Source organism: Pseudoalteromonas sp. Z1A2, from assembly GCF_011378755.1.
Taxonomy (GTDB): domain Bacteria; phylum Pseudomonadota; class Gammaproteobacteria; order Enterobacterales; family Alteromonadaceae; genus Pseudoalteromonas; species Pseudoalteromonas distincta.
This window is the reverse complement of sequence record NZ_WTKX01000001.1, coordinates 1-22,694: the sequence shown is the minus strand read 5'-3', so window position 1 is coordinate 22,694 and position 22,694 is coordinate 1. Positions and strand designations below refer to the sequence as shown.

The following is a 22,694-nucleotide window of genomic DNA, read 5'->3' as shown; positions in this document are numbered from 1 at the left end:
ATGAAAAAATTATTTCAAAAAAATAGCGAAACCGTTAATTTAAATCGTCGCTCGTTTATGATCGGCACTGCTAGCGCAGGCTTAGTCATGGCGTTTGCCCCTTCGTTATTTTCGGGTTCGCTCAGTGCAAAAGAATCAATTGCGCAACAAGCTTTTTCACCCACTATTTGGTGGACTATGAGCACCGACGGCGCCGTAGAAGTGAGTATTGCTAAAGCTGAAATGGGTCAACATATCGGTACTGCTCTTGCGCGCATTGTGGCTGATGAGCTTGAATGTGATTGGGATAAAGTATCAATTACCTACGTAGATACTCATGAAAAATGGGGCTTTATGGTAACGGGTGGTTCATGGTCTGTATTTCAAAGCTTCAAGCCATTATCTCAAGCCGGCGCTGCGGGTCGAATTGCATTAATAGAAGCCGGAGCTAAAATGCTCGGCGTGCCTGCAGATAAATGTCGTGCTGAAAAGGGCTATATTATTTCAGGCGAAAAATCGGTTAGTTACGCAGACATAGTTAAAAAAGGCGAGTTTAATCGTACATTTACCAGTGATGAAGTTGCAAACCTTCCACTAAAACCGGCTAATAAACGTCATTTAACAGGGCTTAAACAAGATTTTAAAGCGCTTGATATACCAGCCAAAACAAATGGTACAGCAGTATACGGGATAGATGTAGAAGTTGAAGGCATGCTGTACGCGCGTCCAGTTATTCCACCAACTCGTTATGGCAGTACAGTAACAAACGTTGACGATAGTGCAGCAAAAGCAATTAAAGGTTACAAAGGCTATGAAATTTTAAATGACCCTAGTAACACAGTGCAAGGCTGGGTTGTTGTATTAGCTGATAGTTACCCAAGTGCCATTAAAGCAGTAGATGCTTTAAAGGTGAGTTACAAAAAGGGTGAGTCGGCAAATATATCTGAAGCTGATATTCAAAAAGAAGGTAAGCGATTATGCGAGCAACGCGACTCGGGCACTTTGTTTGTTGATGAAGGCGATATAAAGAAAACCCAAGCAGACGCTAGTGAGTCGTTAGAATCAATGTATACCACAGCGACAGCGAGTCATTATCAGCTAGAGCCATTAAATGCGGTTGCAGAATTTAAAGACGGAAATTGGATTATTCATACCGGTAACCAATGGCAGTCACTTACGTTACCAGCGCTTGCTAAAGCACTCGATATAGAACAAAACAAAGTAATTATTCGTCCTTACTATTTAGGTGGTGGTTTTGGTCGTCGATTATTTGGTGATTGGACTGTACCTGCGGCTCTAACTGCAAAAGCAGTAGGTAAACCAGTAAAGCTGGTATTTACACGAGCAGATGATAGTTTATTCGATCAGTCTCGCTCTGCATCTGCTGCAAAAATGACGGCGTCGTTTGATAAAAATGGTACATTCACAGGAATGGAACATGCATTTGCTGCTGGTTGGCCTACTAAAGCTATGGCACCAGGGTTTTTATCACCGGGTGTTGATGGCAAAGGTAAATTTGATGCATTTTCGGCATCGGGCGCTGATCATTGGTACAGCATGAGCAGTCATCGTGCTCGCGCTATTAATAACGAAGTTGCACAAAGCACCTTTAATCCAGGTTGGTTACGTTCAGTAGGGCCAGGTTGGATTGCATGGAGTCTTGAGTCGTTTATTGATGAAATTGCCCATAAGCAAGGCAAAGATCCTGTTCAATTTAGAATTGAAATGTTAGATGGTAAAGGCAAGCAAGCGGGTAAAGCACCTGAGAGCGTTGGCGGAGCACTGCGCTTACGTAATGTGCTTAAAACGGTGTCTGACAAAGTAGCTTCTGTAAAATTAGCTAAAGATGAGGGCATTGGTTTTTCTGTAAGCTCAGGGCAAGAACGTACCATGCCAGCATGGCTTGCAACCGCAGCGCATGTTCACGTTAACCGTGATAGTGGTAAAATAACGCTTAAAAAGCTTTATGTTGTTGTAGATGCGGGCTTAATAGTTCACCCAGATGGCGCACTGGCGCAAATTGAAGGGTCGTTACTATGGGGCAGCAGCCTTGCATTGCATGAATCAAATACGTATAAAGATGGGCAAGTATCTGCGACTAACTTTAATACTTATTTACCGCTAAGAATGCAAGATGTGCCAGATATGGACATCGAGTTTTTACAAAGCGATGAGTTTCCAGTTGGTTTAGGTGAGCCTGGCGTGATAGGGGTTGCTCCTGCTATTGGTAATGCAGTGTTTAATGCTGTAGGCGTGCGTTTACGTGACCTGCCAATGAAGCCAAGCGAACTTAAAAAAGGCTTAGAAGCGTAAAACAAAATAATTAAAGGGGTATGCTTTAGGCTGCCCCTTTACGTTATTAAATATATTTATGTAATTATTATTTATGTATCAATAGGTAGCGTTGTTTATACCAGTTTGCTTAATTAAACGATTAAGTATTAGTGCAAATTGGTATTAGGTTGTTATTACGTGTTGATATTAGTTAAGGTTTATTTATGCTAATCGACCCAACAGGGCGAGAGTTTAGTTACTTACGTTTGTCTATTACTGATGTATGTAATTTCAAGTGTGTTTATTGTTTACCAGATGGTTATCAGGGCGGTCATGACCGTGGCTTTCTCACAATTGATGAAATTAGCAATACGCTTAAAGCGTTTGCACACCATGGTATTGAAAAAGTAAGGATCACTGGCGGAGAGCCAACCCTTAGAAAAGACTTTATAGATGTTGTTCGTGCGGCAAAAGATGTTGCGGGCATAAAAAAAATTGCAATGACCACCAATGGTTTTTCTCTTCATAAGAATATTCATGACTGGGTAGATGCAGGCTTAAACGCCATTAATGTAAGCATTGATAGCTTAGATTCGCGCATGTTTAACACCATTACTGGGCATGACAAATTTACCTCAGTAATGAAAGGTATTGATACTGCGCTTGAAACGGGTATTGATTCGGTAAAAATAAACAGCGTGCTGATGAAGCAATACAACGCAAAAGAGTTTGATACATTTTTAAATTGGGTTAAACACCGTCCCGTTACCATCCGCTTTATAGAATTGATGCAAACAAACGACAACAAAGCCTTTTTTGATGCTAACCATGTATCTGGGCACGTTTTAAAAACTCAGTTATTACAAACGGGATGGCAGCAAGTTGCGCGTAGTGCATCAGCAGGTCCTGCTCAAGAGTTTGCGCATCCTGATTATCAAGGCAGAATTGGTTTAATAATGCCTTACAGCAACGACTTTTGTAGTACCTGTAATCGACTAAGGGTTACAGCAAAAGGAAATCTGCACTTGTGTTTGTTTTCTGAAGAGGGTATTTCGCTAAGAGAATATATGAACGACAGTTCGCATAGTGAATTAATGGCATTGTTATCTCGCTATATTAAAACTAAAAAGCCAACTCATCTTTTGCATCAAGGTAATACGGGCATCACCACTAATTTATCTATGTTAGGTGGTTAATTTTTAGAGCTAATTTGTAAACAAAAACATCAAACGTGTCCCTAAATCACCAATAAAAGGGTGTGTTTACATGGTTTTAGAGCAACAAAGCTTGTTAAATTGTATTTTCACGTTAAACTTACTTTTTATTTTTATTAAGTGATTAGAATGGATATCGCAGCCCTTAATAGCACTAAATCATTAAGAAAGGACGTTCTAAGAGGGATGTGCCTTTGCTTTGGTGTTTTATCGGTTGGATTTGCGGGATTTAATTTAACCGTAAATAACTTTCCATTGCTTGGCTATATCGAAATCTGTTTTTCCATTTATTGTATATTTACTTACATTACACTTATACGCCGCCCATTACAGTTTTGGCAATCCGTTGTAATGTGCGCACTTATCACATTCATCGTTATTTTGGGTACATCTTTGGCGTCGCCTCGTAACGGTGTGTATGTATGGTCGTTTGCATTACCTATTTTGTACTACCTACTATTGGGTAAACAATATGGTGTAATTTTCTCTGCAAATTTATTAGTGATCCAAGTGTTTATTTTAGGTAGTCAGTCTACTCTTGCCCCTTTTGAGACTTTTAACTTATCCCTTAATCTACTCTGTGCTTATTTAAGTATTTGGGCAATTTCTCACGTTTTTGAAGGGAGTCGTTCACACTTTTCAAGGCGACTTAAAAATTTAGCGTTACTTGACCCATTAACGGGTGCAGGCAATCGCCTTTCAATGAACCACTACTTTGAAGTAGAACTACAAGATAAGTCACAGTTATATTTATTCTTACTTGATTTAGATTTTTTTAAACAAATAAATGATGAGTATGGCCATGGTGTGGGTGACCAAGTGCTTATTGAAGTAGCGACTTTACTAAGAGTTATACTCGCTAGAGGGTATGTATTTAGAGTCGGCGGTGAGGAGTTTGCTTTATTTAGCTCTTTTGAAAATGATGAGGCCGCGCTGAAAACCGCCGAACAAATAAGGGCACGTTTTGAAAGTACCACATTTGACATCGACGGCCTTGCAATCAATGTGACAACCAGTATTGGTGTCGCAAAATTTAAAAGTACCAATTCATTGGAAAGCTTTGTAAACCAAGCTGATAAACAGTTATACAAAGCAAAGCAATTTGGTCGCAATAAAGTGTATTGTAAATTTAAAAAAGAAAATGATTACCAGGCAGTCGTTGCGTAAGTCGTGCTACTTAGTACATTTGTTCAAAGTTAGGGATCCCGTTTTCCCAAATCGGTTTATCTTTTCCTAAATGCTCACGTACAGCATCAAAAAATAATCGGGTTCTTACTGGTAAATCTCGATGCGGGTATACGGCATACATAGCGCTAAATTCCATCAGTTTTACATCGGTCAATAAAGGCACTAACTTACCTTGTATTATTTCATCACCAATAATAAATGCAGGGGCGACAAAGTAAGTTGTGCCCGATAACGTTTTCATTAACAATGATTCTGCATCGTTTGCACGAAACACACTTTTTATTTTTTGCTCGCAGCGTTCACCTTTACTATCGTAGTAATCTATAGCTTCTACTCGAATAGAATTACTGGCATAGCTTGCTGCTGGTAATTGCGCTAACTCTTCCATTGTTTTTGGCATACCATAAGTTTCAATAAACTGTGGCGCAGCTAAAATTAATAACCGGTTACGCGCTATTTTACGTGCAATAAGTGACGAGTCTTTAGGCTCTCCTACACGAAAAGCCAAATCAAATCCTTCAGAGACTATGTCTACTAATCTATCGTCTAAACGCAGTTCAACTTCTACTTGCGGAAAGCGTTTTTGAAAATCATTAAGTACAGGTTGTAAATAACGACGACCAATAAGTGTTGATGAAGTGATTTTTAAAACGCCGCGCGGCTCTAAATGGTAGTTTTCAGCCATGCGCACGGTTTCGCCGAGCAGCTCTCTAAGCTCAGCTGCTTTTTTGATCATTTCGGCGCCTGCCGCTGTGAGCGAAAATGAACGTGTGGTTCGGTTGAGTAACCTAACGCCTAACTCATCTTCTAAACGGCTAATTTGTTTAGATATAACAGAGCGATCTATGTTGCGTATTTCTGCAGCTTTAGCAAAAGAGCCTTGCTCAACTACTTCAAGTAACATTAAAAGTCGACTTGTTGTATCCATTATTACACCTTAACTAATCTATTGATGCCATTTTGGCATTAATGAATTTAAAAATCTATGGTTTTTACACACGGGTTTAATCCGTATTATGCGAGGCTAATCAACAATGGAGCGTCTTCATGAACAAACATCTAATTGCTGCTGCACTTACTGCGGCATCTTTAACGCTTGCGGGTTGTGCTGATGAGAGCACAGCTCAATCAGCACCTGCACAGCAACTTCAACCAATTGATGTAGCACAGGTGCTTGTTAAGCCGGTACAGAGCTGGCACACATATACAACTCGTTTAGAGTCTCCACAAGAAGTTGCTTTAATGCCGCGTGTATCAGGAATCATCGATAGCATTGAATTTAAAGAAGGCGACGTGGTTAAAGAAGGCGATGTTTTATTTCAATTAGATGCTCGCCCATTTGCAGCGGTTGTTGCAAGCTTAAAAGCACAAATTAAAAGTGCAGAAGCTGCCTTAGAGCAAGCTAAAAGTGAAGACAAACGTGCGGTACGCTTATTAGACCGTAAGGCAATCTCAACTGAGCAAGCACAAGCGCGTACTTCAACACTGCGCCAACGCGAAGCACAGCTTTCTGCACTTCAAGCACAACTTACCTCAGCAGAACTTGATTTAGAATTTACGTCAGTAGTATCACCAATTGATGGCATTATTTCTCGCGCAAATATTACCAAAGGTAATAACGTACTTGCGGGTCAAAGCGTATTAACGTCAATTGTTTCAAACCAAGCTATGTACGCTTATTTTGATGTTGATGAGCGCACATGGAATAGCTCTTTCAATGATGTTACTGCTGCGAGCCACCAAACTGTTGTAATGCAAAAAGTCGGTCAAAGTGATTTTGCATACAAAGGCTACATTAACTTTATTGATAACCAAATTAATTCATCAACGGGCACATTACGTGTACGTGCGGTATTTAATGAAGACAACAACCAATTACGCGCAGGCTCGTTTGCACGTATTAAGCTTGCAGCCAACTCTATTAGTGACGCGATTATTATCCCAGAACGTGCAATTGGTACTGACTTAAAAAATCGCTTTGTACTAACCGTTGGCGAAAACAACGTACTTGAATACAAACTAATTACTATTGGTGAGCGTTACGGTGCATTACGTGCGGTTACTTCAGGCCTTAACGAAGGTGATGTAATTGCTGTAAATGGTCCTGCTCGCGTAGGTCCTGGTATGCCAATCTCTCCGCAAACAGTAACAATTGATACAAGCGGTGTGGCATTTACATTGTCAAACGACAACGCACAACTCGTGGCTAAGCAATAAGGTTTATTGATGAAATTTTCGCATTTCTTTATACAGCGCCCAATATTTGCGGCTATGCTGTCGTTGGTTATTTTAATTGCTGGTGGTATATCACTATTCCAATTACCAGTAAGTGAATATCCAGAAGTAGTTCCTCCAACTGTTGTTGTTACCGCTAACTACCCGGGTGCTAACCCAACCGTTATTGCGCAAACAGTGGCAACACCGCTGGAGCAAGAAATTAACGGTACTGAAAACATGTTGTATATGTTTTCGCAAGGTACAAGCGATGGCCGTATGACATTAACGGTGACCTTTGCGTTAGGTACCGATTTAGATCGTGCTCAAGTACAAGTACAAAACCGTGTAAACAGTGCACTTCCGCGTTTGCCAGAAGAAGTACAACGTTTAGGTGTTGTAGCCGAAAAATCATCGCCAGATTTAACTATGGTAGTGCATTTATATTCACCTGAAAAAACGCACGACACAGCGTACTTATCTAACTATGCCGATTTAAACATTAAAGATGAAATTGCGCGTTTACCGGGTGTAGGTGATATTCGCATGTTTGGTGCTGGCAAATACTCAATGCGAGTATGGCTAAACCCAGATGCTCTTGCTGCACGCGAATTAACAGCAACAGATGTAGTAACAGCACTTCGCTCGCAAAACCAGCAAGTTGCTGCAGGTAGCTTAGGTGCGCAACCAATTTCAAACGACAGTCAATTTCAAATACTGTTAAACGTTAAAGGTCGTTTAAACAGTATTGAAGAGTTTGAACAAGTTATTATTAAAGTAGGCGACGAAGGCCAGTTAACGCGTTTATCTGATATAGCCCGTGTTGATCTAGGTCAAGACACTTACGCACTGCGTGCAGAGCTTGATAACCAACCAGCTCTTGCAATGCCAATATTCCAACGTCCAGGTTCAAACGCTATTGAGCTTTCTGATCAAGTACGCGAAACAATGGCGCGCTTATCAAAAGATTTCCCTACTGGTGTTGAATACGACATTGTGTACGACCCTACGGTATTTGTTCGCGGCTCAATTGACGCGGTAATTGCCACTTTGCTTGAAGCAATTGTACTGGTAGTTATTGTTGTTATTGTATTTTTACAAACGTGGCGTGCATCAATTATTCCGCTAATTGCTGTGCCTATTTCACTTATTGGTACATTTGCCGTAATGCAGTGGTTAGGTGTCTCAATTAATACCTTGTCGCTGTTTGGTTTAGTTTTGGCCATAGGTATTGTTGTAGATGATGCTATTGTAGTTGTTGAAAACGTAGAGCGTAATATCGAAAAAGGCTTATCGCCACTTGAAGCAACCCGCGTTGCAATGAGCGAAGTAACAGGCCCTATTATTGCCATTGCGCTGGTACTAAGTGCTGTATTTATTCCTACTGCGTTTATTACCGGGCTGTCTGGTCAATTTTATAAGCAATTTGCACTTACAATTACAATTTCGACGATTATCTCAGCGTTTAACTCACTCACGTTATCGCCAGCGCTTGCTGCATTGTTATTAAAGTCGCACGATGCAAAACCAGATGCGTTTACTCGTTTACTTAATAAACTGTTTGGCCGTTGGTTATTTAAACCATTTAACCGCGTATTTAATCGTGGTGCTAAAGGGTACGAAAAACTGGTACAAAAACTAATCCGTATGACCGTTGTTGTAATGGTGGCTTATATTGCACTTGTTGGCGGCACAATTAAGTTATTTGATACCGTACCAGGTGGCTTTATTCCACAGCAAGACAAACAGTATTTAGTGGCTATTGCGCAGTTACCTGACGCATCAAGCCTTGATCGTACTGAAGACGTACTTGCTCAAATGCAGCAAATTGCATTAGAAGTCCCAGGCGTGGCACATACTGTTGCTTTTCCTGGCTTATCAGTGAACGGTTTTACAAACAGCCCTAACAGCGGCATTGTATTTACACCACTTGAGAGCTTTGACAAACGTACCGACCCAAGCCAATCAGCGATGGCGATAGCGGCGCAGTTGAATAAACGTTTTGCTGCCATTGATGAAGCATTTGTAGCGGTATTTCCACCGCCGCCAATTCAAGGATTGGGCACAACAGGTGGTTTTAAACTGCAAATAGAAGACAGAGCTAATAAAGGATTTGAGGCACTATTTAATAGCCTGCAAGCCGTTATTGGTAAAGCGCAACAAGACCCAGCATTAATGGGCCTGTACTCAAGTTTCCGTATCCAAGTTCCACAAATGGATATTGATATTGACCGTGAGCAAGCGCTTATTCAAGGTATTCCACTTGATGAAGTATTTAATGCACTGCAAATTTACTTAGGCTCTGTGTACGTAAATGACTTTAATATGTTTGGTCGTACGTACCAAGTAAATGCACAGGCTGATGCTGACTATCGCTTAGACCCTGATCAAATACTTAATTTAAAAGTACGAAACCGCTCAGGTAATATGGTGCCACTAGGCTCTGTATTAACAGTAACACCAACAATTGGTCCTGACCGTGTTATGCATTACAACGGATACCCAAGTGCAGAACTAAATGGTAGCCCAGCGCCAGGTTATAGTTCTGATCAAGCACAAGTTGCTATTGAAAAAGTACTCGCAGACACACTACCAACAGGTATTGAGTATGAGTGGACTGAAGTAACGTACCAACAAGTACTTGCCGGTAACACCATGGTTTATGTATTCCCGTTAGTTGTATTACTTGTATTTATGGTACTTGCAGCGCAGTACGAGAGCTTACGTTTACCACTGGCAATTATATTAATTGTACCAATGACTATTTTCTCAGCCTTGTTGGGCGTGTGGTTTGTTGGCTCTGACAACAACATATTCACCCAAATAGCGTTAATAGTTCTGGTCGCGTTGGCTTCTAAAAATGCGATATTGATGGTTGAGTTTGCAAAAGATAGACACGACTCAGGCTTATCGCACTTAGAGGCAATACTTGAGGCATGTCGTATGCGCTTGCGCCCAATATTAATGACGTCGATTGCATTTACAGCAGGTGTTGTACCGTTAGTACTTGCCACCGGTGCGGGCGCCGAAATGCGACACGCAATGGGTAACGCAGTATTCTCAGGCATGATAGGTGTAACCGTGTTTGGCCTATTGTTTACGCCGGTATTTTATATGTTAGTGACTAACAAAAAAGAGAAAGCGCAGGAGAATACTCATGACTAAATTAATGCAAAAAAGACTTAAAACAAGTCTAACTGTCAGTGCGGTATTAGTCGCTGCGTTTTTAGCCGGGTGTGCGAGTAAAATAGACACCATGAGTGAGCAAAAAGCCGTTAACGAATTTGTTGCCAAAGCTAATATTGCTAGTAACGTTAGCGTTGCTGATGAAACAAACTGGTGGAAAAAGCTTAATTCTGATCAACTAAATGAGCTTGTTACTGGTGCGCTTGCAAATAACTATAATTTGCAAACAAGCCAGCTAACACTTAAAAGTGCATTAGCGCGATTAGGAGAGCAAAAAGCCCAGTACCTTCCGCAAGGTGGCGTAAATGTTGGCGCAGCTCGAAGCGATGCACCAAGCGTTTATGACCGTCAATCAAGTGCAAACGTTGCACTTGATTGGCAGCTAGATTTATTTGGTCGCATTACGGCGTTGGTTGATGCTGCAAATGCATCGGCCATGAGCCAAGCAGAGCAAGTACGCTTACTGCAAATTGAAGTAGTATCGTCAGTTGTTAAAGGCTTTGTAAGTTATCAAGGTAATGTTGAAAAACAACACATTGTTACACTTCAAATTGAAGCGCTTGAGCAAAGTATTGACGTTCTTCAAGCCCGTGTTGACGAAGGCGTCGCAAACGAGCTTGATTTAAACCGTACTATGGCGCAGCTTAGGCAGCAACAAGCACTAATGCCTGCCATTGAGTATGCAAAATACAGCGATTTATCTGCTCTTGCAGTACTAAGCGGTAAGTTAGCGCAAAATATTGCTATTGAAAACGAGCAAGGCGTGCTTGAACGTGACTTTAGCGTAGCATTAAAAAACGCTAATAATGCCATTGCCTTACGTCCTGATATTAGCCGTGCACTGTTTGACTTTAGCCAAGCAAATAGTTTAAGTGTTGCAGCTAGCAAAGCGTTATTACCAGATATTAGCTTATCTGCATTTGCAGGGGTTGTGAGTATAGACAGCACAGGCTTAAAAAATACTGATCAGCAGTGGCAAGTAGCGCCGCAGTTACAATGGTCGTTATTAAGTTACCCAGCATTATTAGCACAGCGCGACGCGCAGCAGTTTTTAAGTGAAGCCGCATACAGCGATTATCAACAAGTGGTATTAACTGCACTAAGTGAAAGTGAACTTTCACTGCAATTGTTGGTCAATCAGACGCAGCAAAAGCGCTTTGCAGATGAGCGCTATGACTTTGCTAATAAAGCATTTTTACAAGCCCAAGCAATGTATCAAGAAGGCCAAATTCCTTACCTTGAGTTGTTAGATGCGCGTCAGGATGTTTTAATAGCACAAGAAAATGCTGTTGAAACAACAATTTCTTCACTGCTTGCCAAAGTAAATGCTTACCAGTCATTTAATGGCCAATGGAGTTATGCGTTAAACGACACTAATAAGTAGAGTTATATTGATGCCAAATACTGAAAATTTACATGAATACATTATCCCGCAAACGATGCGCGCTATTGTACTGCCAGAACCAAATGAAGCAATTGACTTAGCAGATGCTGAGCTGCCTGTTCCAGACTGTGCAGATAACGAGCTGCTTGTAAAAGTAGAGTACGTTGGTTTAAATCCAGTTGATGGTCAATTTGCTAAAACAGGCTTTTGTAAATGGCAGTATCCACACATTTTAGGCTTAGATGCTGTAGGTGTTGTGGTTAAAGCTAATAAAGGTGTGTTTCCAAATGTTGGCCAGCGGGTTATGTGGCATGCCAACATTGGTGAGCAAGGTGCTTTGAGCGAATACACCAAAGTACCTAACTTTGCAGTGTCGGTTGTGCCAAGCGGTTTAAATCCGGCCATAGCAGCAACACTTCCATGCGCCGGTATGGCAGCACTTATCAGCTTAGATAAAATAGGCATTAGTGAAGGCGATACTATTTTTATTGAAGGCGGAGCCGGAGCGGTAGGGCAGTTTGCTATTCAATATGCAAAACAGCGTGGTGCAGATGTATTTACCACCGCATCAAAGCGTAACCATAAATTGGTTAAGCAGCTAGGCGCTGATGTGGTTTTTGACTATAGCGATAAAAAGCTATGCGAAAAAATCCGCAGAGAACTTGGCCCGCAAGGCTTTGATGCGGTTATTGATACGATAGGTGGAGAGTGTACTCAGCGTAATATTGAGCTAATGCGTTTTTGCGGACGTATTGCCTGCTTAAATCCGCTACCTTATTTTGATCAAGACTTAATGTATCACCGAGCGCCAAATATTAGCGTTGTATCGATTGGTGGTGCATGGCTTGCTAATAGTTTATGTGCACAACAACGCTTGAGCTTTATGGGCAACCTGTTACTTGAAGGCGCTGTTAGTGGCGACATTAAACACCCAGAAATAACGCCCGTAGACTTTAGTGCTGAGTCAGTATCGCAAGCGCTTAATAAACAACTTGCTGGTGGTTTTACCGGCAAGCAAATTGTTAAAGTTGCTAAGTGAAGCGCTTATACAATTTGATTTAAATTTAAGTAGTTTTAGCTAGATTAACTGATAATGTAGCCTCTACAAATTGAATAAAAACGTAGCCTATTTGTGCTGCGTTTTTTTATGCCCATCAAAAAATAGATACAGCGCTAGCGCTTTTGCTGTTTTATTCATCATTTTAGTCAAAATACTTTTTTTCAGCGTACAACTGTAAGCCTTTGTGTTTCAACAGTTTACGTACAGGTAAAGAAAATAAATTGAAAAAACTGTTAATTAATTGAATAGAGTAATTGATCTAAACGATTTTTTATGACGTAATGTAGGTATTATTTAGCTGGTCGGATGAGTTCAATCATGAGTTTACGTACAAAACTAAAAAAAGTATTACCAAGTATTTCTATCACAGAACAAGAAGCGCTAGACGCGGGTGATGTATGGCTTGAAGGTTCTATCTACCAAGGTAAACCTGATTTCAGTGCACTTCGCGACGTACCTGCTGCTACATTAAGCGCAGACGAGCAAGCATTCTTAGACGGTCCAGTAAAAGAGTTATTGGGTATGATTGACGATTCAGTGATTCAAAACGGCATTCATTTACCAAATGACATCTTAGAATTTTTGAAAAAAGAGCGTTTTTTCTCGCTTATCATTCCTAAGTCGTTTGGTGGTTTAGAGTTTAGCCCTTATGCAAACTCTACCATTGTTGGCACAATTGCGACTAAAAGCTCAGCAGTTGCGGTAACCGTAATGGTTCCTAACTCGTTAGGCCCAGGTGAGTTATTACTTCACTTTGGTACGCAAGAACAACAAGCACATTACTTACCACGCCTAGCAAATGGTACAGACATTCCATGTTTTGCATTAACAAGCCCAGAAGCGGGTTCTGATGCAGGTGGTATTCCTGATGTTGGTAAAGTAACTAAAGGTATGTACAACGGCGAAGAAGTCCTTGGTTTAGAAATTACCTGGGACAAGCGCTACATTACACTTGCACCCATTGCTACCGTACTTGGTTTAGCATTTAAAGTAGTTGACCCTGATGGTCTGCTAGGTGGTAAAGAAAACCTAGGCATTACCTGTGCACTTATTCCTAAAGAGCACCCAGGTGTAGAGCTTGGTAATCGTCACGACCCAATGGGTATTCGTTTTTACAACGGTACTACACGTGGTAACAAAGTATTTGTACCAATGGATTTTGTTATTGGTGGACAGAAAAACATCGGCCGTGGTTGGCAAATGCTGGTTAGCTGTTTAGGTGCTGGCCGTGGTATTTCATTACCTGCGCTAGGTGTTAGTACAGCACAAGTTGCATTTAAATCAGCATCTGAATACGCAGCAGTGCGTGAACAGTTTGGTTTAGCCATTGGTCAGTTTGAAGGTATTCAAGAAAAACTAGCCGACATTGCAGGTAAAACATACCTACAAGAAGCAATGCGCGTACTTACAACTGAAGGCTTAGGCATGGGTTTAAAACCATCAGTAGTAACCGCAATCGCTAAATACCATATGACAGAGCTTGGTCGCGACGTACTTGATTCAGCAATGGATATTCAAGCAGGTAAAGCGATTCAAAATGGTCCACAAAATACATTAGCAAGTGGTTATGTTGCACAGCCGATTGCCATTACGGTAGAAGGCGCGAACATTCTTACACGTAACCTAATGATCTTTGGTCAAGGTGTTATGCGTTGTCACCCATATTTACAATCTATGGTTGAGTCAATTCACAGTGAAGACAAAGGCGCAGATAAAGAATTTAACGGCATTTTACGTAAAACAATTGGCTACAGCACAGCAAACAGCTTACGTGCTTTCCGCCTTGGTGTTTTACCATTTACAGCAAGTGCTAATTCTGAATTACCAGAAGTACGTGACTACGAAAAAGCAGTACATAAATTATCTGCAAAACTTGCAGTGTACGCAGACTTTTCGTTACTTGTACTTGGTGGTAAGTTAAAACAAGCAGAAATGCTATCGGCACGTTTAGGTGATGTAATGAGCTTCTTATATGCAGCTATGGCATCAATTAAATACTACGAGCAAAAAGTATCAAGTAGTGACCGTGAGCAAGCAGCGCCGTATTTCCATTACGCGACTCGTTTTGCACTACAAAGTGCTGAAGAAGCATTGCATAAGTTTTTAGATAACTTCCCTGCAAGTGGTACACGTAAGTTTATTCGTTTCATTACAATGAACTACTCAACTAAAATGCCAAAAATTAGCGACGATTTAATCCGCGAACTAGCTAAGCAAGCTCAGCTAGATACCGCATTTAAAGCGCAAATCACGCATTTAGTTAAACCAGTAGTGGGCGATGGCCATCATATTAATGAGCAAGCTTACAAAGCTAAAATGGCATCACTTGGCGAGCTGGCTAAAGTTAAAAAAGCACTACGTGCTAAAGTAATTAAACCAGGTGCACGTTTTAACATTACGCTTGATAACGCACTCGCGGCAAACGTAATTACGCAAGCTGAACACGTTCAGTTAATTGATTACAACATCAAACGTGAAAAAGCGATTCGTGTAGATGAGTTCGATTTTGACATGAACATACTAGACGATAACGCACAGCCGATTAATCCGCTTAAAAGCGTAGTTAATCAATAAAATTTAATTCAATGATGCAAAGCGCCCGTAGTATCGGCGCTTTTATTTTTGATTAAAAAATTAGTGTGGAGCCCCGATTGTGTAAAAACAAGCGGGGCTTTTTTTATGTGTTCAATATAGAGACAGGGTGATGATGGCTCATTTGATGGTCGTTTAGCTTGTTTAATTAGAGTGGCTGTCTAGTTTATTTTCCATAAAAAGATGAACAATAGGCAAAGCCGACCTAGTTCAAACCCGGCGAAGGCTCGGCATTAGATACAGAATGGGTGTTTACGATTTATGTGGGGGTAGGTTCGAAACTCATTAGGGACGCTGAAAATCAGTTAAGCCCGGATATATGCCAGAGCAGCCCCCATTTTATTGGTTACTGAATACAGCGGTTTATCAGCTGATTTGGAGCGATGTTTAAAAAAGAATAGATTAAGATCGTAAAAAACAACCTTGAAGGATCATTAGGGCTTGATAGCGGCAGAGCGTCCATATGTGTCTAGTTTATTTATGGTTTAGGCAATTAAGTTAACCAACGACCTTATCGGAAAGAGGTAGCAATGCTTTTTGACAAAATTACTACCTAGATGTCCGTCGCACCACAGCTAATTGCTGCACTCAACTAATTTGAAGTATTTCCGCAATATTGGCTAACCATGTAGCTATAGTTCAAATCTACAGCTGAATTAGCTGGCTAGAGTTCTCACCTCGAATACATAAAAACATTAGAAAATTTTTAAATCATTTGAATGATAATCATATTATGTCAAATGTGAACTGTACTAGCTTTCTTCAAATGAGCTTATACGATCAAAACTAGTTGTAAGCTTCCTATTCTAATGGCACTATTATTGGACACTAATTATATAACTATTAATAGCTTAGTCAGTAAGAGAGTGGTGTATGTTTCACCTAACCCGCAGAGAATAGCTTGAGAAAATTATGTCTATACAATTAACAGTATTGAAAGCGTCATATGGTGACTCCCTTGTGATTTCAGGGGACTTTGATGGAAAGAAGCGTAATATTCTTATTGATGGAGGGCCAGGGGAAACTTTTCAGCAAGGAGTACGCCCTGGTAGTTTAAAAACTTATCTTGACCAAGTTAAATCTGCCGATGAAAAGATAGACCTTTTAATCATAACCCATGAAGATCAAGATCATATTTGTGGATTAATATCTGCTTTTGAAGAGGAGGGCTACCTATCAGATCTTACTACAGAGGTTTGGTTTAACTCAGGAAAGCTGTTGTCTGAAAAACTAGCTATTACTGAAGAGCGTGATAAGCAAAAGGTATCTACTTCTAATTCAACAGCGACAAGCATCAATGATGGTATTACTCTAGAAGAGCTCCTAAATCAAAAAAAAATAAAACATGATCAAATTATCCATTCAAGGTTAAAAAATGGAAACCGAATAGAAAAATACGGCTGTGAGTTTGAAATACTCTCTCCATCTATTAAAAAGCTGAAGAAAAGAAATGCAAAGTGGGCAGAGAAATATCCTAGTAATTTGACTTCAAGTGCCAGAAAGAAAGCAGACCTGAGATCTTTGATGAATGGAAAAACAGGCGCTTCAGATGGCTCCCCTAGTAATGGTGCATCAATCGCTTTCAACTTTAAATTTGGTGGAAAAACACTAATGTTGTTAGGTGACGCTCACGCAATAGAAGTTATTCGTGGTCTGAAATCTTTTGGTTACACTACAACTAAAAAAATTAAGGTGGACTATATGAAGCTATCTCACCATGGTAGTAAGAACAATACAAGTAAGAAGCTATTGAATTATATTGATTGTGAATCTTATATTGTAACAACCGATGGAACTGGTCACGGGCATCCAGATAAAGAGGTGTTTGCAAGAATTATTGAGTGTAGTGGAAATAAACCGTCATTTTTATTCAACCATCCTGAATTAATAGATAAAATATTCCAGAAAGATGATTATGAACACTTTGATTTTGTTGCCAAAGAAATTGATACAATCCCATTATGAACCAAGACCAATATTTTGAGAATATAGTTACAATCAATGGGGGATCTGGAGTTATAGTGAACTCTTTGACTTCTGACTATTCATATATATACACAGCTAAGCATGTTATATGTATTGATAATGAAGATATTCATAGTGATTTACTTCCAATCAGAGACCTAATAGTACGCGATTACAATAACGAACCTATTGAAATTTTAGAAATTTTAGTTAATAGCAGTAATTCCCTAGATATAGCAATATTACGAACATCAAAACAAATAAATTCTGATGTGGTAATTTCGAGAAAAATAATCTCATCTCCTGAAAAGGTTAGATTTTGTGGTTACCCTGGACGTAGTAGAGATGCTCCTGTAATACTAAATAGATATAGAAATCATTCTTATGAATTTGATGTTAAGTACACTGAACACATTAAATTAAAAACATCAATGAACATCGAATTCAGTTGGATAGTTGGGATGTCTGGAGGTGGAGTTTTTACTGATGGCGACGGTGTGGTTTTGCGAGCGATTGAGACAAAGTATTCAGGTTCTAAGAATGAATATGATGGATGTGTTGTTGCTGTAAACATTAACAAATTTGATGACATAATTCATCACATTAATGAATCGAGAAGCGAAAAATTATCAATAGTTCTACCAGTAGAGCTGCAATCGTTTCAAACACTTGAAAACCTAGCATTTAAATTTTCTGACGGCTGGGATCAACCTGCACTACTAAATAGTATTCGCAAGTTACTTATCTGCATAGGGCAGACAAAAGTTACAGCGATAGGTATTACCCCCATAACAGTAAAAGAAGAGCTTGAACATATATTAGAATGTGAATTCTATGAGAATTTTGAAGTAAATGAACCGAAGTATTGGGCTGCATTTTTCGAGTTAATCGTAATATCTGTGATGGTTGATGAACCTGAAACGTTTGATAAAACCTATCTTAGTAACATATTAAATAAAAGAAGAATTATATATAAATAGTAATAAGACATGGCAGAAACACCTTTTAAGTATTTTAGATAATGAATATATCAATCACGATGAAAATGGTTTTTTCATCGTCAAGACAAATAGCCCCTCACAAAGAGTAAAATATAATTCAGGGGCAATTTCACATATGTATATTAATCAAGTAACTAATTCTGGTGATGACTATAATATTGATAATGTCCAAAATAACAAAAATCTGAAGAAAACCTTGATTGACTTAGATGCTTTAAATAATAAGTGCATTTATGATCAGCAAGAAGAATTAGAGAGCTTTAACATAGTTACTGGAAGTGAACACATAAAAGATAAAATAAAAAGTAACTACAGTAAATATTTGATTATTTAGAGGGCTTATGATTAATAATAGTTTTTATGAAATAGAACAACTACCTGAGTTACTTCAAGAAGAAGAAAACCTAAAGTTATATAGCTTTGATTTGGATGAAGAAAACAAAATATATTCATTTGTTAAAACTATCTCAACTCATGATGAGTTGGAGTCTAGTTGGTTAGATCTAACGCAAGTAATCGGCACAGAGTTTATTTGTGAACAATCTAGTGACTTCTCTAGATGGAATACATACCTTGTTTTCATTTCTAAAGAAAAAATCTCCCAGGATGTCCGTAGTGAAATAGAAAACAATAAAATTTTCGTAAGAAAAATAATATCAGATGATGGTAACTTTAATATTCATGTAGTTGAAAAACTAAATGTGATTTTATTGGGCTTTGATATAGATACTTCTAGAAAAAAGGATGTTGATGATAGCTTAATATTAAGTAACATTTCAGAGAAAATAATATCTAGTCGATACTCCAAATTCAATAAGGATGATAAAGCAAATTTTATTTCACTAATCATAAACGAGAATAAACATGAAAATTAAAAAAGTTGAAATCCAAGCTTTTAAAGGATATCTAAAAAAAGAAGATAGTACATTCGACTTTATGATTAATGACGAACCAGCAAAGCTAGTTGCTATACATGCTCCAAATGGATATGGTAAAACATCCTTCTATGATGCTATTGATTATGCCATAACAAATAATATTCACAGATATATAAGAATTCCATCAATAAAAACACTCAACAATAAATTGTCTTCAGACCAAATACATGATTCTGGTAATGATTTTGGTAGTAAGCTGATTTTAAGAAATATAAACAACCCAGATAAATTGAATACGACTGTAACCGTTGATACGACTATCGAAAATTTTACTGCTTCAATCAGTGCAGATAAAGCGACTAGAGATTATGTATTCGATCCGAATAAAACGCCTAAAGATAGGAAGTTTTTTGAAAAAGTCATTTTATCTCAAGAAGCTATAGATGGTTACATAAGAGAGTCTAGACCAGAGCAAAGGTATCTCGAATTTATTGAGTGTCAATCAGATGATATAAAAGAATTAGAGTCAAGTCGTATTGAACTTTATCAGGCTCTTTCAGATATTAACTCGATGAAAACTATTATCGAAGATAAGCTGGCTTTACTTAAGAAAGAATCTATAGATTCTCATAAAGATTCAATTGTTAAAGAAAAATTCACGAAATATGTGAGCGAACTTATTAAACTTGGTATCGAATTACCTAGCTTTGATGGAGTAGAACAAAATAAAATAAAAGAACAAATTGAGATGGTTTTGAATAATAAACTTTATCTCATAGAAGAAAAAAATAAATCACTAAATGAAGAAAAAGAGATTATAAAAAAAGAGATATCTAAATATCATGCTGAGTATAGAAAGTCATTTAGGGAGATTAAAAGGCTTTCATTGGAAAAAGGTGCAATTGTAGTGGTCAATAAAAATAACTATGAAAACCACCAGTTATTGATAAAGAAGATCTTTAATGAAAATAAAGAGTTAGATTTTAAAATAAAATTACAGAATGAAGCTTTCGAATACTATGAAAAAATCCCTGCATACATAAAAGCAAAACTCAATGTTAACTCTCTAGTAAAATCTAATGAAGACAAATATCATAAGGTTAAAGAACTTTCAGCGTCCAACTTAAAACTTAGTAAAACAATAGAGAACTCGAAAGAAATAATAAACAGCGGTTTATCTTATATTAATGTTCTTCAAAGGAAAAGAGACGGGTTAGATAGTAATTATCTACAATTAGAAGAGTTAACGAATAAAAAAATTCATTTAATTGAAAAATCAAATAAAGACAAAGAAGAATTATCAGTAAATGAAACTAGAGTTTCTGAAATTAATGAAATCATCAGTAAAACAAAAAACATTGATTTTGTATCCTATGGTTGGGAAAATGGTCTACAAGAATTAGGTCTTATAACTTCTGATGATTATAAACTTATACTAAGTAATAAGATAAAATTACATAACATTCAAAAAGAAGAGAATAAACTTAAGCAAAGTGCATCCAACCTTAAAGAAAACGAAGAAGAATTAAAGAAACTCCAAGGTTATGGATTGACTTACTTAAGTAAAGTTTCAAATTCGAGTATCTCAAACTGCCCATTATGTTATTCTCCCTTTGAAAATCATGACAAACTATGTGAAAGCATACAAAATAATGAATATTTAAAAGACTTTATTGATCCTATTTATCAAAAAAACTTGGAGTTTAGAAAAAATAAGGAAGCTATAAACTCATCGACAAATGAGATCGCACAACGCTATGAACTTTTAGTACTACAGCACCTTTCTGATAAGCAGTTAAAATTAAATGATTTACTCAGTGAACAAGAAAAAATAAAAGGAATTTTATCTAAGGATTCAAATGAACTAGATGACTTTGAAAAACGGATAAATAATCTACATTCAATAACACAAGGTAAAGATAAAGATACAAATATAGCAGATATTAACAATGAAATTTATCTTTATGAAAACTCTCATAATAGATTAAATGAAGTTATAGATACTCACAACTTAACAATAATAAACAATAAAGAAGAAATATTTGCTCTTGAGTCACTAATTTCTAATAATAATGAGGATTTAAAAGAGCTAAGTTTAGTTAAAGAGTTTGAAGAGTTTTTGATTGCTAAGCTTTCTATTGAATTGAATAGTACAATTGAAGATGATGTTAAGACCACTTTCTACAACACTCTATCAATATTAAACGAAAGCAGCGACACTAAGAAACAAAATATTGCTAATTTGGAGTTAGTGAAAGATAAACTATCTCAACCGATTGAAACTTATCTAAGATTATCTGAAGATGATGCGATTGAATCTTTCAACAAAATTTTCACTGATATTAATATTAAAATCAACAGAGAGAAAGAGAACATCGATAGTCTCTACTCAATTCTACCAATAAACATTCAAAGTGATGTTTTTGAAATGAATGAGGATGACTTGAGTTCTATTCTAAATCACCAGTTTAATGAGAAATCTTTTGAATATGATAACAGTAGTAAAATATCTTTTTGTCTCAGAGGTTTATTAAATCTTCTTGAAGTTTACTCCAAATATATAAAAGTAATTAATATTGATGCACAGATAAAAAATGAAGAAGAAGAATTAAGTAGCATCTCTTCTGTTGTTAGTATTTTAAATGATGATGTATCGTCAATAAATACACGTCTGAAGAAAAAAATTGATTCTTACTTCTATTCTGAGTTAGTAAATCAAATATATTCTAAGATCGATCCACACCCAGGGTTTAAGAAAGTTGTATTTGAATGTACGTTCAGTGATAACGACAAACCTAAGCTTAACGTTTACCTTTCTAATGACGAAAGTTCAGCTCTTATTTCGCCTAATATCTACCTCAGCTCAGCACAGATTAGCGTTCTAAGCTTAAGTATTTTCATGGCTAGAGCTTTAAATTCCGAAGAGTACAAAGGGAATGCAGTAGACTGCATTTTAATAGACGATCCAGTGCAATCAATGGACTCTATAAACGTTCTGTCAGTAATCGATTTGTTCAGAAATTTAGCCGTAATGTTTAATAAACAGATCATAATCTCAACTCATGATGAACGATTTTACAATTTATTCAAAGCCAAAGCTCCAAGAAATATTTCTAAGTTTTTAGAACTTGAATCACATGGTAAGGTTAAATCAGGGTTGTAGAAAATAAACAAAGAAATAAATAAGATAAAGAAATAACCTGGTGTAGTGGCATAGTGATTTTGGCCACTATTTACATACAAACTTGTATAAAACCAAGTGGAGCTTTCTTATGCCTTAGTTTTATTAAAAACGTCCACTAATGTTAAACTACAAAAAACTTAATTACTTAATATAGCTATGGCATTTTACATTCCTTTATTACAACCTCACTTTAAGCACATTGAAATTGGCGATACGCTTACATCACTTTGGAGTGGATGTGGCAGTATTGTGCAGTGCCGGCTTGATGATAAAGCCTGCGTTATTAAAGCGATTAAAATACCCAGTTATATACACCATCCTAAAATTAAACAAAGCGAATTTGCGCTTAAAAGAAAGCAGCACTCGTATAGTGTTGAATACACATTTTATAAGCTTTATAGCCAACATTTACCAGTACATGCGCAAAGTATTGAATGTATAGGTGCAATTAATAAAGACGATGAATACGCGCTGGTGTTTAAAAACTGAATCGCCCCGAGTTCATCGGAGACCAGTTTGTTTAAGTCAGGCCACTTTACCTGACTCGTTTAAATTATCATAGTAGTCTGTTTCAT

The 22,694-nt window shown here is 37.8% G+C and carries 14 protein-coding genes and 1 pseudogene; 14 read left to right on the top strand and 1 reads right to left on the bottom strand.

Annotated elements, in window-relative coordinates; translation table 11 throughout:
- From GQR47_RS00075 to GQR47_RS00065, 3 genes are all read left to right on the top strand, one after another.
- Positions 1-2,292, top strand: a complete 2,292-nt coding sequence (locus tag GQR47_RS00075; RefSeq protein ID WP_165723356.1) for a molybdopterin cofactor-binding domain-containing protein — start codon at positions 1-3, stop codon at positions 2,290-2,292.
- A 185-nt stretch (positions 2,293-2,477) separates the two neighbouring features.
- Positions 2,478-3,449 carry a GTP 3',8-cyclase MoaA gene (gene moaA, locus GQR47_RS00070; RefSeq protein ID WP_165723355.1) on the top strand — a complete coding sequence of 324 codons (972 nt, stop codon included), beginning with the start codon at positions 2,478-2,480 and terminating at the stop codon, positions 3,447-3,449.
- A 147-nt stretch (positions 3,450-3,596) separates the two neighbouring features.
- On the top strand, positions 3,597-4,634 hold the full coding sequence (locus GQR47_RS00065) for a GGDEF domain-containing protein (protein WP_165723354.1): 1,038 nt from the start codon (positions 3,597-3,599) through the stop codon (positions 4,632-4,634).
- Between the two features lie 10 nt (positions 4,635-4,644).
- Here the strand turns inward: GQR47_RS00065 and GQR47_RS00060 are convergent, their stop codons facing one another.
- Positions 4,645-5,583 (bottom strand): LysR family transcriptional regulator, encoded by a 939-nt coding sequence (locus tag GQR47_RS00060; protein ID WP_076925596.1) that lies wholly within the window; start codon positions 5,581-5,583, stop codon positions 4,645-4,647.
- Positions 5,584-5,702: 119 nt separating this feature from the next.
- Between GQR47_RS00060 and GQR47_RS00055 the strand changes: the two genes are divergently transcribed.
- From GQR47_RS00055 to GQR47_RS00005, 11 genes and pseudogenes are all read left to right on the top strand, one after another.
- Entirely contained in the window at positions 5,703-6,872 is a 1,170-nt protein-coding gene (locus GQR47_RS00055; RefSeq protein ID WP_024595653.1) for an efflux RND transporter periplasmic adaptor subunit, read from the top strand.
- A 9-nt stretch (positions 6,873-6,881) separates the two neighbouring features.
- Positions 6,882-10,034, top strand: a complete 3,153-nt coding sequence (locus GQR47_RS00050) for a multidrug efflux RND transporter permease subunit (protein ID WP_002958688.1) — start codon at positions 6,882-6,884, stop codon at positions 10,032-10,034.
- Positions 10,027-11,439 (top strand): TolC family protein, encoded by a 1,413-nt coding sequence (locus GQR47_RS00045; protein WP_165723353.1) that lies wholly within the window; start codon positions 10,027-10,029, stop codon positions 11,437-11,439. The genes GQR47_RS00050 and GQR47_RS00045 overlap by 8 nt, the downstream gene beginning before the upstream one ends.
- 10 nt (positions 11,440-11,449) lie before the next feature.
- On the top strand, positions 11,450-12,478 hold the full coding sequence (locus GQR47_RS00040) for a zinc-binding dehydrogenase (RefSeq protein ID WP_165723352.1): 1,029 nt from the start codon (positions 11,450-11,452) through the stop codon (positions 12,476-12,478).
- A gap of 339 nt (positions 12,479-12,817) precedes the next feature.
- Positions 12,818-15,073 (top strand): acyl-CoA dehydrogenase, encoded by a 2,256-nt coding sequence (locus GQR47_RS00035; protein WP_149603631.1) that lies wholly within the window; start codon positions 12,818-12,820, stop codon positions 15,071-15,073.
- Positions 15,074-16,003: 930 nt separating this feature from the next.
- The gene (locus GQR47_RS00030) at positions 16,004-17,056 is read left to right on the top strand and encodes an MBL fold metallo-hydrolase (protein ID WP_024596794.1); all 1,053 of its coding nucleotides are present in this window, start codon (positions 16,004-16,006) and stop codon (positions 17,054-17,056) included.
- On the top strand, positions 17,053-18,036 hold the full coding sequence (locus tag GQR47_RS00025; protein ID WP_024596795.1) for an ABC-three component system protein: 984 nt from the start codon (positions 17,053-17,055) through the stop codon (positions 18,034-18,036). Before GQR47_RS00030 ends, GQR47_RS00025 begins: the two co-directional genes overlap by 4 nt.
- The gene (locus GQR47_RS20620) at positions 18,011-18,391 is read left to right on the top strand and encodes an ABC-three component system protein (RefSeq protein WP_309294878.1); all 381 of its coding nucleotides are present in this window, start codon (positions 18,011-18,013) and stop codon (positions 18,389-18,391) included. The genes GQR47_RS00025 and GQR47_RS20620 overlap by 26 nt, the downstream gene beginning before the upstream one ends.
- Before the next feature lie 7 nt (positions 18,392-18,398).
- The gene (locus tag GQR47_RS00015; RefSeq protein ID WP_154902896.1) at positions 18,399-18,932 is read left to right on the top strand and encodes an ABC-three component system middle component 1; all 534 of its coding nucleotides are present in this window, start codon (positions 18,399-18,401) and stop codon (positions 18,930-18,932) included.
- The gene (locus GQR47_RS00010; RefSeq protein ID WP_165723351.1) at positions 18,922-22,098 is read left to right on the top strand and encodes an AAA family ATPase; all 3,177 of its coding nucleotides are present in this window, start codon (positions 18,922-18,924) and stop codon (positions 22,096-22,098) included. Before GQR47_RS00015 ends, GQR47_RS00010 begins: the two co-directional genes overlap by 11 nt.
- Positions 22,099-22,275: 177 nt before the next feature.
- Positions 22,276-22,602, top strand: a pseudogene (locus GQR47_RS00005) (kinase); the annotation flags it as partial.
- Between the last annotated feature and the right edge of the window lie 92 nt (positions 22,603-22,694).